We start from the raw sequence: 13,616 nt of genomic DNA, 5'->3' as shown, positions 1-13,616 counted from the left end.
TCCTCTCTGTTCCTTGAGCCTGAGTAAACTTTCAGCATTTCGGGTGCGTTACAATTGTTTCATTGTCTCCACAAGCCCGTCAATTGTGTATGTTTCAGCGGTTGCATCAACTCGCACTCCAAGTTTCCGCGCAGTTTGTGCGGTAATGGGGCCGATGCACACCACTTTCGTTGACGCCAGCAATGCCTCGGCTTCTTCTGTGACTGATCGCACTGCCTTCAAGAAATTGCGTACGGTGGAAGAACTTGTGAAAGTGATCACATGAATGGCGCCTTCTTGCAACAGTTTAACTACTTCAGATGCCTCCGTTGCATCCGCTACCGTATCATAAGCATCCACTTCCGTCACATGGCATCCCATGCGCGCCAGTTCGTTCGGCAACACCTTGCGAGCGATATTCGCGCGCGGCAACAAGATTTCCTGCCCTGCTTTCACCAAGGGACGCAAATGCTCAACCAACGCTTCTTGTTGATACTCCCCTGGCAATGATTCAACCAACAATCCTCTGTCAAGCAAGGCTTCCGCTGTTTTAGCGCCTACCGCCCCGATTCGCGCCTTGGCCAATGTCCGGATATCGATGCGCAACTCGCGTAAGCGTTTGAAAAAACAGTCCACCCCGTTGACGCTGGTGAAGATGACCCAATCATATTTATCCAGTTGCTTGACGGCATCATCAAACACATCCTGCCGTTTGGGCGGAGTAATCCGAATCACCGGGAACTCGATCGCTTCCCCGCCTAAGGCCTCGATTTTTTCAACCAGCGCACTGTTCTGGCTACGCGCTCGGGTCACTAAGATCCGTTTGCCAAACAAAGGCTTTTTCTCAACCCATTGCAAGCGTTCGCGCAATTTCACCACTTCACCGACAACAATGACAGCAGGAGAGCGTAATCCGGCCTCCTCTACCTTCTGCACAATGTCTGCAAGGGTGCCGACAATAGTGCGCTGTTCCGCCCGCGTGCCCCAGCGAACCAATGCGATCGGTGTGTCCTCGGAGCGTCCGTGCTCCAGCAAGCTGCTCACGATATACGGCAGGTTACTCACACCCATCAAAAACACCAGTGTCTCCGAAGCCAGTGTCACCTTATCCCATCGAACCGACGACTTAATTTTTTTTGGGCACTCATGTCCTGTCACCACTGTGAAAGACGTATTATAATTACGATGTGTCACAGGGATACCCGCGTATGCAGGCACTGCAATGGCAGAAGTGATACCGGGAACCACCTCAAAAGCGATGCCCTCTTCCACACAGCATTCCGCTTCTTCGCCACCTCGGCCAAAGATAAAAGGATCGCCTCCTTTGAGGCGGGTAACCACCTTGCCCTCTTTCGCCTTTTCCACAATTAGCTCATTGATCTTTTCTTGTTTCAGCGTATGGCGATCAGGAAGCTTCCCCACGTAAATCAATTCTGTACCGGGGCGTGCATGCTTTAACAGCTGGGGATTCGCCAGACGGTCATAGATGATCACATCGGCTTTCTTGATGGCTTCCAAGCCTTTCACTGTGATAAGACCTGGGTCTCCGGGGCCAGCACCCACCAAATACACTAAGCCGGTCATCCGACTAACCCCTCTCGCACCTCACTCAACAATTCCCCTGCGCCCTGTTCCTTGAGCTCCGCAGCCAATTCTCGACCTACGGCTTTTTCATCCGACCCCTGTTTGATTCCTTTGATCACTCTGGTTCCGTCCGGATGCGCGACTAACCCGGTCAGGCGCACTTCATCACCGAGTACTTCCGCATGCGCGGCCAGCGGCAAATGGCAACCTCCTTCAAATGCACGCAAGAAGGCCCGTTCCGCTTGAACCGCCCGCGCCGTCTCTACATGATGGATTTCCAACAGCAAGGCCAGCAGTTCATGGTCGTCTTCACGGCACTGGATCGCCAAAGCCCCTTGACCCACCGCCGGCAACAAGATATCCTTCGACAGGGTTTCCGTCACCTTCTCCTGCCAACCCATACGGGCCAGTCCAGCCTGCGCCAACAAGATCGCATCAAATTGCCCTTCTTCCATCTTGGCAATGCGCGTATCCAGATTGCCACGCACCGGTTTTACCTTCAAGTCGGGACGATAAGCCAATATTTGTGCTTGGCGGCGCAAACTGCTGGTGCCGACCACCGCGCCAGATGGCAATTCAGCCAAAGAAAGACCGTTCCGCGACAACAGGCTGTCACAAGGGTTTTCCCGTACAGGAATCGCTCCGATCACCAATCCCTCAGGCATTTCTCCCGGAAGATCTTTCATGCTGTGAACCGCAAAGTCAATCCGCCCATCCAACAGCGCCTGTTCAATCTCTTTGACAAACAGTCCTTTGCCGCCCACTTTTGACAAGGTCACATGAAGAATCTTATCCCCTTTGGTCACAATCTTTTCCAATTGGACGGTCAGATCAGGACGTACCTTCTTCAATTGTTCGACCACCCAATTGGTCTGGGTTAAAGCGAGCAGGCTCTTTCTCGTTCCTACCGTAATCGTGCGCACGCGTCCAACCTCCATTCTAGGTTTGCGGGGACAAGGCGTGATCCAACCACTGATACATCTTGTTCCGCACTTTCTCCGGATTGGCCCGGCACTCTTCCAACCATTCTTCGCCGGCCAATTCTTTCATCAATCGGTACCGTTCTTTGGGTACCGGTACGCGTTGTTGAATGATCCCGCGCATTTCTTGAAGCAACTCCAAGTGCAATTCATACTCTTCCCCATACATCGACGCCAATTGGTCGCGTATTGTTTGGGCCAGGGAAGGGCTGGCCCCGCCGGTGGAAACGGCAATGCAGAGCTTGCCCCTCGTCACCGTCGCGGGAACGGTGAACGTGCACAGCTCTGGATGGTCGATTACATTCACCCACTGGCCGCGCGCGTCGGCTTCGTGGCGGATCTGCACGTTGACCTCCGCTTGGTCAGTCGCAGCGATAACCAAACGGCATCCCTCATGGTCTTCCCGCCGATAAAGGCGACGCCGCCACTCAATCTCACCGGTGTCCGCCCATTGCGCCAACTGAGGAGTCAGCTTTGGACTCACCACGGTGACCAAAGCTCCCGCATCGAGTAGCCCTCGCGTTTTTCTTTCGGCCACCTTGCCGCCCCCTACCACCAGACAGCGCAATCCGTTGATGTCTACCATCATGGGATAGTATTTTTTCATCTCCTGAACCCCTTATCGCCCGAATCATATCCAGTGATGAAATGAAAAACCGGCGCGTGTGATGATATAATTGCTCAACACGGCAAACAGGGATAACAGCGTCCACCAAGCCAACTTGCGACCGTGCCACTGGCGCCTCGCCCACTTCCACAAGATGAATGCGTACAGCGCCAACACCCAGAGCGAACTCCACACCTTGGCATCTTCCCAAAACTGGGCGCCGATTGTTTGGTACGCGTAAATCGCCCCCAACGTCATGGCTGTCAACAACAGGCTGGTGCCCAATACTAACAGCCAGGCCGACATCCCTTGTAAACGATCGAGACTGGGAAGACGCCGCAACAAATCATTCCATTTTTTTTGTTTCAACAAATAATTGTTCACCAAATAAAGCCCCGCTCCAATGCTGGCCAAAGAGAAAAACGCGTTGGCCATCATTGCTAGCGTCACGTGCAAAAAAACCAATTCCGACAGCAGCAGCTTCTCCATCACGGGTGATGATGATCTCACAAAAAAAAGATGGATGGCCAGCATGATAAAACTCAAAGAGTTGGCGATAAAGAAAAGAATGGACATCCGATACACAAAATGCATGACCAGGGTAAAGCTGATCAATACCCAACTATAAATGGACAAAGCGTCAATACTTGCAGAAATGGGAATCAGCGCCAATCGCTGTACGACCAACACGATGGTCTGTAAGACCCACACCCCTGACAAAAAGAGGATGGACAATTGTTCCAACCGCTTGCTAGGGCGCAACAAATCGGCAAATGAAAACGCCAAGCTGATCGCATAGACGTACACCATGAAATCGACGATCCAACGCTCTTGGAACAAAGGCGCCTCCCCCTTTAAGCGTTTCCGCTGGCAAGCGCTGCCGTGTTAGGAAGCTCGACAGAATCAGACTCTTCTTGTTCCTGCTCCGCATTCAGCTGTTTTTCAAGCGCGAACAATGCGACGAACATCTCTTGCGCCAACTCTTTTTGAGGGGACGTTGCCAACTCCTTGACACGCACAATGGGATCACGCATCAATTGGTTGACAATGCTTTTGGTGTGCTTGCGGATCACACGCTTCTCCTTCTCCGTCAATTCCGGAAGTTTGCGTTCGATCCGCAACACTGCCTCTTCTTGGATGGCAAGTGCCTTATCGCGTAAAGCAGTTATGAGCGGAACCACCCCAAGTGTGTCAAGCCACTCGTTAAACTGCCGCAATTCTTCTTCGATCCACAGCCGCACTTTGGCCGCCTCTTGTTCCCTGATCGCCATATTGGCGTCAACGATTCCGTTCAAGTCATCAATGTCATACAAAAACACTTGGTCGAGCTCATGGATCGCCGGATCGATGTCCCGCGGCACCGCAATATCAATCAGGAACAAAGGGGAGCGGCGCTTCTTGAGCACAGGTTCTACCATCGCTCTAGTCAATACAGGTTCCTTGGCGCCGGTCGAGCTCACAACGATATCCGCCTCTAACAGAGAGGGAATCAGCTCGTCCCATGTCCGGGCCTCACCTTGAAACTTGCGCGCCAATTCCTCCGCTTTGCTGAGCGTGCGGTTGACCACCAACACCCGATTGGCACCGATTGCATGAAAATGCTTGGCGGTGAGCTCACTCATCTTTCCGGCTCCGATCAACAGAATCGTTTTGCCGGAAAAAGAATCAAACATTTTCTTGCCCAATTCAACCGCCGCATAACTGACGGACACGGCGTTCTGTCCAATTTCGGTCTCCGAGTGGACACGTTTTCCAAACGTGACCGCTTGTTTGAACAACGAATTAAACAGTGTTCCCGTCGTCCCCGTCTGCTGGGCGGTCAGGAACGCTTGCTTCACTTGCCCCAGAATCTGCGTCTCTCCCAACACGAGCGAATCCATTCCGCACACAACGTGGAACAGATGACGCACAGCTTCTTGATTCGCTTTCACATAAAGGTGTTCAACAAACCCCTCTTTGGGCAACCGGAACCAGCTTTCCAAAAAGGCTTTCGCATAATACTCTCCTGTGTGCAGTTGGTCAGCGACCACATACAGTTCCATGCGGTTGCAAGTGCTGACAATGACACATTCGAGCACACTCTTCATGTCCCGCAAACTCTTTAGCGCTAGCTGAAGCCGGTCTTCCTGAAACGCAAACTGTTCTCTGATCTCCACTGGAGCTGTTTTATGGTTTAAACCAATTACTAGCGTATGCATGCTTTGTCACCCCGAACTTCAGTTTAGCCGCTTTTCGGGCTAAGCTGGTCGAAAAAATCATTCTTAATCAAATTACATTATAGCACAACCTTTTTCAATCCCAAGTTCTGGGCTGTGAACAGATTTTGAAGGGCCGGACAGCTGGCGGCATCGCAATCGGAGAATTTGTCGGTCATTGTTCATCTTTTTGCTCCCTTGCCAACTTGTTCAACAAGTACTTCTCTTTACAATATAAGTTGACATCATAGAGAGGGAAACTGCTATGAGATCTTATCTACGCTACATCCTCATCCCAATCGCTTTTGTTCTGTTGGCCCTCGCCGCCGCACTCGAATACTTTGGAATCATTTGGCACAATGACCTGTTTGCGTGGCCTTATCAAGTAAAAGGCTTAGACGTTTCCCATCACCAGGGCGTCATTGATTGGCAAACGGTCCGGGCCGAACATGATTTTCGCTTCGTGTTTATCAAAGCCACTGAAGGCCAAGACTTCATTGACAAACGCTTTAAGGAAAATTGGCGGGAGGCGAAAAAACAGGGATTGCTCGTAGGCGCTTACCATTTTTTCTCCATGCAAAGCCCAGGCGCGCGGCAGGCGGACAATTTTATCCGTACCGTCCCCAAAGAGCCTGACAGCCTGCCCCCTGTGATCGATGTGGAAATTCACTTAAACCACGACCGACAGAAAGTGCATCAGGAGTTGATGGTGCTCTCCCAGCGCTTGGAACAACACTATGGCCAAAAACCAATCCTTTATGTGACGTATGATACATACGGGCAATACATCGCGTCGAGCTTCCCGACTCATCCCATCTGGATCCGCGACATCAAAAAATTCCCTACCTTAAACCGGGATTGGCTTTTCTGGCAATACTGCAACCGCGGACGTATCCGAGGCATCGACACATATGTGGACATCAATGCCTATCATGGGGAACTTGACGAGTTTCTACAACAATTCACCACCGCGAAGTGAAACCTCCTAAACTGGCTTGGACGGGGAAGAGGACAATGTTAATCTTTCGGCATCGCCTTCCCCTTCATTTAAGCTATGAAAACGGATTAAACAGCAGAATATTGCCAATTTCTTGTCAAATTTCGCCGGAAATGTCAAAATGAAATTAATCCAATGAAAAAGAGGTGGCGTTTGATGGCAAAGAAAATCAAACCGTTTTGCATCCGGTTGTTGATAATCTGCATCGCTTGTCTGCTCGCCGCCTGTTCCCCCTCTGCCCCGTCGAATCAAATCCGACTGGTCGAGGTGACGCATTCCCTCTTTTATGCCCCACAATACGTCGCTCTGAGCAAGGGCTTTTTTAAACAGGAAGGGCTTAACATCGAGTTAACCAACGGCAACGGTGGCGACAAAACGATGGCGACCCTGCTCTCTGGTGATGCCGATATTGCTTTGGTCGGTGCTGAAGCAGCCATTTATGTGACCGCCCGCTCCACCAACCAACCCGTCAACGCCTTTGCTCAACTGACACAAACCGATGGGACATTCCTCGTCTCGCGGACACCCATTTCCTCATTCAAATGGAGCATGTTAAAAGGAAAAAAACTGCTCGGCCAGCGGCGTGGGGGGATGCCCCAGATGGTGAGCGAATATGTACAACGCATCAATGGCTTAGCCCCTCATCAGGATGTTAACATCATCCAGAATGTAGACTTCAAAAACTTGGGCAATGCGTTTCTCGCAGGAACTGGCGATTTCGCCCAACTGTTTGAACCCACTGCCTCCAAAATCGAGCAAGCCGGCAAAGGAACCATTGTGGCTTCTTTCGGCAAAGACAGCGGACGCCTGCCATATACCTGTTATCTCGCCAAAGAGAAATGGCTTGCGCAACATCCTGATTTGGCCCGACGTTTCACCCGCGCCATCTATCAAGCACAACAATGGGTCGCTTCCCACTCCGCTGAAGAAGTGGCCACCGCCATCCAAAGTCATTTCCCCGACACCAGCAAAGACATCCTGATCCGCGTCGTAAAACGTTATCAAGAGCAACAGTCCTATGCCACTTCCCCGATGATTGAGGAGCCAGAGTACAATCACCTGTTACGCATTATGAAAGAAAGCGGGGAACTGCCCAAATCCATTCCTTACAGTGAGCTGGTCAATACGGAAATCGCTAGCCACGTGGTAAAGGAGGGATAAAACATGGTCTCGGACTACGCGGTACAGATTGAAGACCTCACGCACACTTACTTTACCAAGACGGAAGAGGTAACCGCCATCCGCTCGCTCTCCCTGACCGTCCAACGCGGGGAATTCGTGGTCTTGGTCGGCCCTAGCGGATGTGGCAAGAGCACCATCCTCTCTCTGATCGCAGGATTAATTACCCCCGCCAGCGGGCGCATTCAGTTGTTCGGTGACCCGGTGAACAGCCCTTCTCCCCGAATCGCCTATATGCTGCAAAAAGACGGACTGCTGGCATGGCGCACCGTCGCACAAAACATGATCCTCGGCTTGGAACTTCGCCGACAAGCCACCGCCGCGGCGATCGCCGACACACACCGGCTTCTGGATGAAATGGGCTTATCCCATGTAGCCCACCACTACCCCCACCAACTGTCAGGAGGCATGCGGCAACGCGTGGCCCTCGTTCGCACCTTGGCGGTACGCCCCGATCTTCTGCTATTAGATGAACCCTTCTCTGCACTGGATATCCAAAACAAAATCCACTTGGAGCACCTGCTGACAAACGTGTTGAAAGAGCAACAGAAAACGGCCATATTGGTCACCCACGATCTGGAGGAAGCGATCGCCATCGGAGACCGCGTCCTCGTCATAGGCGGACGACCGGGGCAAATCAGGTACACACTCCCGATTCCGGAAGACATCCGCGCGCTTCCCCCTCTGGAAGCGAGAGCCCATCCATCCTTCCGTTCGTTGTTTAGCGAGTTGTGGCGGGAGGTGAATCGCATTGAAAAGCTGGCTTGAGCGCGGTGCGGCAAGTCCCCATCACGCCCTTTACCTGCGTCGGCTCCGCATCCGGCAAACATGGGTATGGGTCCTTCGCATCCTGCTCTTCATCGCCTTTGTGGCAGTGTGGGAAGGGGCGGCCCGTGTCGGCTGGATTGATCCGTTTCTCTTCAGTAGTCCGTCTCTCATCTGGTCGCAGGCGGTACAATTGGCAACGGCAGGCGAACTGTTCCATCACATCGGTTTGACATCATTGGAGACAGCCGCCGGATTCATCCTGGGCACTGTCGGTGGGATTAGCTTGGCCACATGCATTTGGGCATCTCCGTTTCTGTCACGCGTGCTTGACCCTTACCTCGTCATCTTAAACAGCATGCCCAAAGTGGCCTTAGGTCCTTTGTTTATTGTGACATTGGGTGCCAATGGCGCCTCCATCCTGGCCATGGCCGTCGCTATCACGATCATCATTACTACCTTGGTCATCTACACCCGCTTCCAGAGCGTGGATGAGAGCTATCTGCACCTGGCCCGCTCGTTTGGCGCCACCCGCAGCCAAATCTTCCGCAAAATCATCTTCCCTGCCTGCATCCCCGACATGATTGCCGCTTTAAAAGTAAATGTGGGATTAGCCTGGGTGGGAGTGATCGTCGGCGAATTCCTGGTGTCCAAAGCAGGACTTGGTTATTTGATCATTTATGGATTCCAAGTGTTCAATCTCAATCTGGTCATGTTGAGCTTGGTGGTAGTGGCCATCATCGCTACTGTAATGTACCAATTGATCGCTTGGTTGGAAGCCCGGTTGTTGCGCCACCGTCAGCGCGGTTGATGTAGTGGTCGCCGGCAACCAAATTATCGGATAAAAACGGGGGGGACGTCTGACACCGACGCCACCTCGTTTTTCATTTTTCTGTCCTGACTCGTCTCTGAATTGTGATAAGATGGAAAAGGAAAAATCTACTGATCTTCAAGGAGAGACGCTTTTCATGCAATCAAAGCTGATCGGATTTATCCTGATCCTTGGCGGAGCCTTGTTGTTGGTAACCAAATTTGAACTCGCTCCGCTCCAATCATTTATTACCTGGCCCTTTATCATGTTTTTAATCGGAGCGATCTTGCTATTTGTCGCTTTTCTAAAACGAATCGGCTCCTTGGCCTTATGGGCTGGGTTAATTGCCTTTCTCGGATTGTCGGTCTGGGGCATAAAATATGTAGATGGCTGGCCCAACCACTGGAGTATCCTGCTCGTCTTCGTCGGTTTGTCCGTCTTGTTACAGTACCTCCTTACCAAACACAACATGAGCGGGATCGTGGGCGGCATCTTGGTCTTGACAGGTGTGGTCGCTTATCCGGGTGTCACGGAACTGCCGATCGTTTCCCCTGTCACCACCGTTTTGCACAACTATTGGCCGGTTTTTATTGTCGTTTTGGGATTGATCTTCTTGTCCAAAAAATAATGCGAGGAGTCAAGCCAATGAGCAAATCATCGGAAGGGATTCGTCACATGCGAACAGCCGGCCGAATTTTGGCTGCCTGCCACCGGGAAATTCGCAAACGCATCCGCCCGGGCGTTTCCACTTGGGACATCGACCAATGGGTAGAATCCTATTTAAAGCGGCACGGGGCCACCCCAGAGCAAAAAGGATACATGGGCTATCCTTATGCCACTTGCGCTTCCATCAATGATGAAGTCTGCCACGGATTTCCCCGCAAAACCCCACTCTCAGAAGGAGATATCGTAACTATCGACATGGTGGTGAACTATAACGGCTGGTTGGCCGATTCGGCTTGGACTTACCCCGTCGGCACGATCAGCGAAGCTGCGCAACGGTTGCTAGAAGTCACCAAAGAATCACTGTACCGCGGCATCGCCCAAGCACAAGTGGGAAACCGCGTCGGAGACATCTCCCACGCGATCCAAACTTTTGCTGAATCTAAAGGGTATGGCGTCGTTCGCCCGTTTATCGGCCACGGGATCGGGCAGCGCATCCATGAAGAGCCGGAAGTGCCCCACTACGGGCCACCCCACCAAGGCCCATTGCTAAAAGAAGGCATGGTGATCACAATTGAACCGATGCTGACGTTGGGCAACCATCATGTCACCATTGCAGCAGATGGCTGGACAGCCAAAACTGTGGACGGCAGTCTCGCGGCCCAGTATGAACACACCATCGCCATCACCAAAGACGGCCCGGAGATTCTAACTGATCAAGGCGAAGCGGGCGCCTGACAAAAAAGCGCCCGCTTCACACGTATGGATATTCCTCTCGCTCCCGCTGGTAACCCCGCTCCAGCCCCCGCGACACCAAATATAATGAAAACAGCAACAACAGAAACAATCCAACCGGGATCAGGATAATTTCCGGATAAGAAATGACAAAGCTTTTGTTCTGCGTCAACAATCCCGCCCACTCAAATGAACGAGTGATCGCATGTTCCCGTTCAAACACATTTTCTATGCGAATCATTCCGCCGACAAAAACCCCCAACACCCCCAGTTGTCCCAACAAATTTAACACCAGGATACATTCCTGAAACATAAACAAAGCACACACATCTTTCAACCACGGCCACAAGTGCTTACGCGCTAGCCACCATTTGCTGCCACCCATGAGTTTCGAGGCCTCCACAAACGCTTGCCCCTTCCATTCAATCACATATGCTTTAAAAATATGTGCCACCTGTGGGATCCCGATCAACACCAACACCGCCAGTTGAATCAAGGCGATGGTCAGCACCTCCACACTTTCCATTTGGTTGATGTTAAACAACAGAAAAAAAGCAATGAAAAACACTGGGAATAGCCGGGCTACCCGCATCAGCGTACCATCCAGGCGGCGCTTCCCTGCCTGCGGGGACAATCCTTTTAGTACGCCAATCATCCCACCAAACAAGATGCGAAGCCCCGCTACCAACAAAACGGTCAGCAATGTGTAACGCAGCCCCAACAGAACCAACGTCAACATATCGCGACCAAACGCATCCGTCCCGAACCAATGCCTCTCCGAAGGAAGTTCTGGCGGCCCGACGATTTCCCCAGCCCTGACGGGGAGCAAAAACATTTGATGAGGAGAGTAGGGAATCACCCACGGCCCGATGAGCGCCACCAGCGACAATAATAAAAGCAACCCCATTCCTGTATAAAAAGCGACTGGACGGCGTAATTTCCGTTTAATCATGAGCTACCCCCCTGACAATCAGCGAAAATGCCAGCCGCATCAAGCCGTAAAGGCACATAAACAAGATGACCAACAGGAACAGCGAATTGACCAACACTGGATAGGTAAGCAGTGGCGTAATCTCAAACTTATGCAGAATAAACCAACCCACACCATTAACGTTCATCCACTGCTCCACAACAATCATACTTCCGATCATCGCGGACACCAATTGGGGCAAGTGTGCCCTTACCTGTGGCAACACATTGCGCAAGACATGCCTGTTGAGAATGGCCGAGCGCGGAATGCCTTTTGCTTTGGCTAACAATACATACTCTTTGCTCAATTCGGCATAAGTGAGATGGGAAACCAGACGCACAACGTAGACAAAAGGCAAGATAAATAACACCAATATCGGCAACAACACCGCCTCTTCTTGCTCGATGGTCATCACATTGGCGAGCAGCACTCCTGTTCGCTTATACACCCAGATGACCAATAATTGCAATGTCATGGCCATCATGAGATCGGGAACTACATTGCAAAACCCCACCACTTCTTTCAACCAACCTGTGGAACTGGCAAACCGCACTCCCACCCAGATCCCAAGAAACAAGGCGATCACCCCGGCTCCGCCCACATAAGCGCAAGAATACCAAAACAGCGGCCAAACCACCTACAAGAAATTTTCATGCACCAGCTCCAAGTTATGTAATCGGTTATACATCAAACTTTCGCCACTATAAATGCAAGCGAAATAGTCAACCACCGAGTGAATTGCTTGACTAACCGATTGAATCTGCTTAGTTGGCTCCACTATCTCTCCAAACGGCAGCAAAGGGCACAGCGCCAACAAAAAGACCAGCGCCAGCACGGCAAAGAAAGACGAACTCCAACGGCGTATCATAAGATCGACTCCTGCCTTTATTGTTATAAATATCAAACAATTCCAATATAACATATAAATTCTTTTTCATTTTTTCAAATAGCCTTTCCACTCGGCCGCTTGCCTCCCTTGTATATTGCAACAAAACACAAAAAACCCCCTTTCCAAATGGAAAAGGGGTCTCTTGTTGTTATTCAGCGGCAAAGTCGGTGCGAAGCTGGCTTTTTTCCTCATATCGTTCCAGGGCCAGCTGGATCAATTTGTCTACCAGTTCCGCGTAGGTCAAGCCGGAATGCTCCCACAATTTTGCATACATGCTGAATTGGGTAAACCCTGGCATCGTGTTGATTTCGTTCAACAAGATCTCACCCGTGTCTTTGCGGATGAAGAAGTCCACCCGCGCCAGTCCGCTACCATCAATGGCCTTAAACGCGCGAATCGCCATTTCGCGCAGTTGCTCGGCGGTGTCTTGAGGCAGTTCAGCGGGAATGCGCATGACCGATTTGCCATCAATATATTTTGCTTTGTAATCATAAAACTCATTGGACGAGACAATTTCTCCCGGCACAGAAGCTTCCGGTTCGTCATTGCCTAATACCGCAACTTCCACTTCATGAGCCGGCACAAATTCTTCGACCACGATTTTCCGGTCATACGCCGACGCCAAAGCGAGCGCCTCGATCAGTTCCTCACGGTTTCTCGCTTTGGAAATCCCCACACTGGAACCGAGATTAGCCGGTTTGACAAAACAAGGGTAACCCAATTCCTTTTCGATGCGCGCAAGCACCGCTTCTTGATTGCGCACCAAGTCAGCCTTCAAGAAAGAGACATAGTTGGCCTGTGGCAAGCCGGCTTCGGCAAACACCTTTTTGGAAACGGCTTTATCCATACCAACGCTGGAAGCCAGTACACCAGCACCTACGTAAGGGATGTTGGCAATCTCCAGAAATCCTTGAATCGTCCCGTCTTCCCCGTAAGTACCATGCAATACCGGAAACACGACATCGATCTCTTCTCGCTGAAACGCAGGCAATGCATGCGTCCCGGTCGTCACGGCGGGCATCAGCTGTTGCAAGCGGTTGATCTCCGCCTGTTCCGCCTTTCCTTCCAACATCGGCAATGCAGCTTGCCCCAAGAGGAACGATCCTTCTTGAGTGATACCGATGGGTATGATGTCGTATTTCTCGTGATCCATCGCTTTCATCACTGAAGAAGCCGAAGCCAAAGAGACCTCATGCTCTCCCGATTTTCCTCCAAACAGTACGGCCACCCGTAATTTCTTGCTCATCCTTCCCCACCCCTTC

The 13,616-nt window shown here is 51.4% G+C and carries 15 protein-coding genes; 6 read left to right on the top strand and 9 right to left on the bottom strand.

Going from position 1 to position 13,616, the window contains the following annotated elements:
* Window positions 1-48 precede the first annotated feature (48 nt).
* From cobA to hemA, 5 genes are read right to left on the bottom strand one after another with little or no spacing between them, the layout of a single operon-like run.
* A complete protein-coding gene (gene cobA, locus NYR52_RS05840) occupies window positions 49-1,563 on the bottom strand; it encodes a uroporphyrinogen-III C-methyltransferase (protein WP_132220020.1) in 1,515 nt (504 codons plus the stop codon).
* Window positions 1,560-2,486 (bottom strand): hydroxymethylbilane synthase, encoded by a 927-nt coding sequence (gene hemC / locus NYR52_RS05835; RefSeq protein ID WP_022736028.1) that lies wholly within the window; start codon window positions 2,484-2,486, stop codon window positions 1,560-1,562. Before hemC ends, cobA begins: the two co-directional genes overlap by 4 nt.
* Before the next feature lie 16 nt (window positions 2,487-2,502).
* Complete coding sequence (locus NYR52_RS05830) at window positions 2,503-3,150, bottom strand: precorrin-2 dehydrogenase/sirohydrochlorin ferrochelatase family protein (RefSeq protein WP_132220019.1); 648 nt, start codon at window positions 3,148-3,150, stop codon at window positions 2,503-2,505.
* A gap of 24 nt (window positions 3,151-3,174) precedes the next feature.
* Window positions 3,175-3,990: a cytochrome C assembly family protein gene (locus NYR52_RS05825; protein ID WP_132220018.1), complete on the bottom strand. Its 816-nt coding sequence runs from the start codon at window positions 3,988-3,990 to the stop codon at window positions 3,175-3,177.
* Between the two features lie 14 nt (window positions 3,991-4,004).
* Complete coding sequence (gene hemA, locus NYR52_RS05820; protein WP_132220017.1) at window positions 4,005-5,348, bottom strand: glutamyl-tRNA reductase; 1,344 nt, start codon at window positions 5,346-5,348, stop codon at window positions 4,005-4,007.
* A gap of 262 nt (window positions 5,349-5,610) precedes the next feature.
* On the opposite strand from hemA, the gene NYR52_RS05815 reads away from it, so the two are divergent.
* From NYR52_RS05815 to map, 6 genes are all read left to right on the top strand, one after another.
* Window positions 5,611-6,324, top strand: a complete 714-nt coding sequence (locus NYR52_RS05815; protein WP_132220016.1) for a glycoside hydrolase family 25 protein — start codon at window positions 5,611-5,613, stop codon at window positions 6,322-6,324.
* A gap of 174 nt (window positions 6,325-6,498) precedes the next feature.
* A complete protein-coding gene (locus tag NYR52_RS05810) occupies window positions 6,499-7,503 on the top strand; it encodes an ABC transporter substrate-binding protein (protein ID WP_132220015.1) in 1,005 nt (334 codons plus the stop codon).
* Between the two features lie 3 nt (window positions 7,504-7,506).
* Window positions 7,507-8,289 carry an ABC transporter ATP-binding protein gene (locus NYR52_RS05805; protein ID WP_132220014.1) on the top strand — a complete coding sequence of 261 codons (783 nt, stop codon included), beginning with the start codon at window positions 7,507-7,509 and terminating at the stop codon, window positions 8,287-8,289.
* The gene (locus tag NYR52_RS05800) at window positions 8,273-9,097 is read left to right on the top strand and encodes an ABC transporter permease (protein WP_132220013.1); all 825 of its coding nucleotides are present in this window, start codon (window positions 8,273-8,275) and stop codon (window positions 9,095-9,097) included. Before NYR52_RS05805 ends, NYR52_RS05800 begins: the two co-directional genes overlap by 17 nt.
* A gap of 157 nt (window positions 9,098-9,254) precedes the next feature.
* Window positions 9,255-9,725, top strand: a complete 471-nt coding sequence (locus tag NYR52_RS05795; protein ID WP_132220012.1) for a hypothetical protein — start codon at window positions 9,255-9,257, stop codon at window positions 9,723-9,725.
* Window positions 9,726-9,742: 17 nt separating this feature from the next.
* Complete coding sequence (gene map, locus NYR52_RS05790) at window positions 9,743-10,498, top strand: type I methionyl aminopeptidase (protein WP_259436493.1); 756 nt, start codon at window positions 9,743-9,745, stop codon at window positions 10,496-10,498.
* A 16-nt stretch (window positions 10,499-10,514) separates the two neighbouring features.
* Here the strand turns inward: map and NYR52_RS05785 are convergent, their stop codons facing one another.
* From NYR52_RS05785 to NYR52_RS05770, 4 genes are all read right to left on the bottom strand, one after another.
* A complete protein-coding gene (locus NYR52_RS05785) occupies window positions 10,515-11,447 on the bottom strand; it encodes an ABC transporter permease (protein ID WP_259436492.1) in 933 nt (310 codons plus the stop codon).
* The gene (locus NYR52_RS05780; protein ID WP_259436491.1) at window positions 11,440-12,042 is read right to left on the bottom strand and encodes an ABC transporter permease subunit; all 603 of its coding nucleotides are present in this window, start codon (window positions 12,040-12,042) and stop codon (window positions 11,440-11,442) included. Before NYR52_RS05780 ends, NYR52_RS05785 begins: the two co-directional genes overlap by 8 nt.
* A 60-nt stretch (window positions 12,043-12,102) precedes the next feature.
* Window positions 12,103-12,333, bottom strand: coding sequence for a hypothetical protein (locus NYR52_RS05775; protein ID WP_259436490.1), 231 nt, complete (start codon window positions 12,331-12,333; stop codon window positions 12,103-12,105).
* A gap of 169 nt (window positions 12,334-12,502) precedes the next feature.
* Window positions 12,503-13,600, bottom strand: a complete 1,098-nt coding sequence (locus NYR52_RS05770) for a D-alanine--D-alanine ligase (protein ID WP_259436489.1) — start codon at window positions 13,598-13,600, stop codon at window positions 12,503-12,505.
* Between the last annotated feature and the right edge of the window lie 16 nt (window positions 13,601-13,616).

The sequence above is a fragment of the Laceyella sacchari genome (assembly GCF_024927925.1).
Classification (GTDB): Bacteria; Bacillota; Bacilli; order Thermoactinomycetales; family Thermoactinomycetaceae; genus Laceyella; species Laceyella sacchari.
Note: the sequence above shows the minus strand (reverse complement) of the source record. Positions and strands in the feature narration are given on the sequence as shown.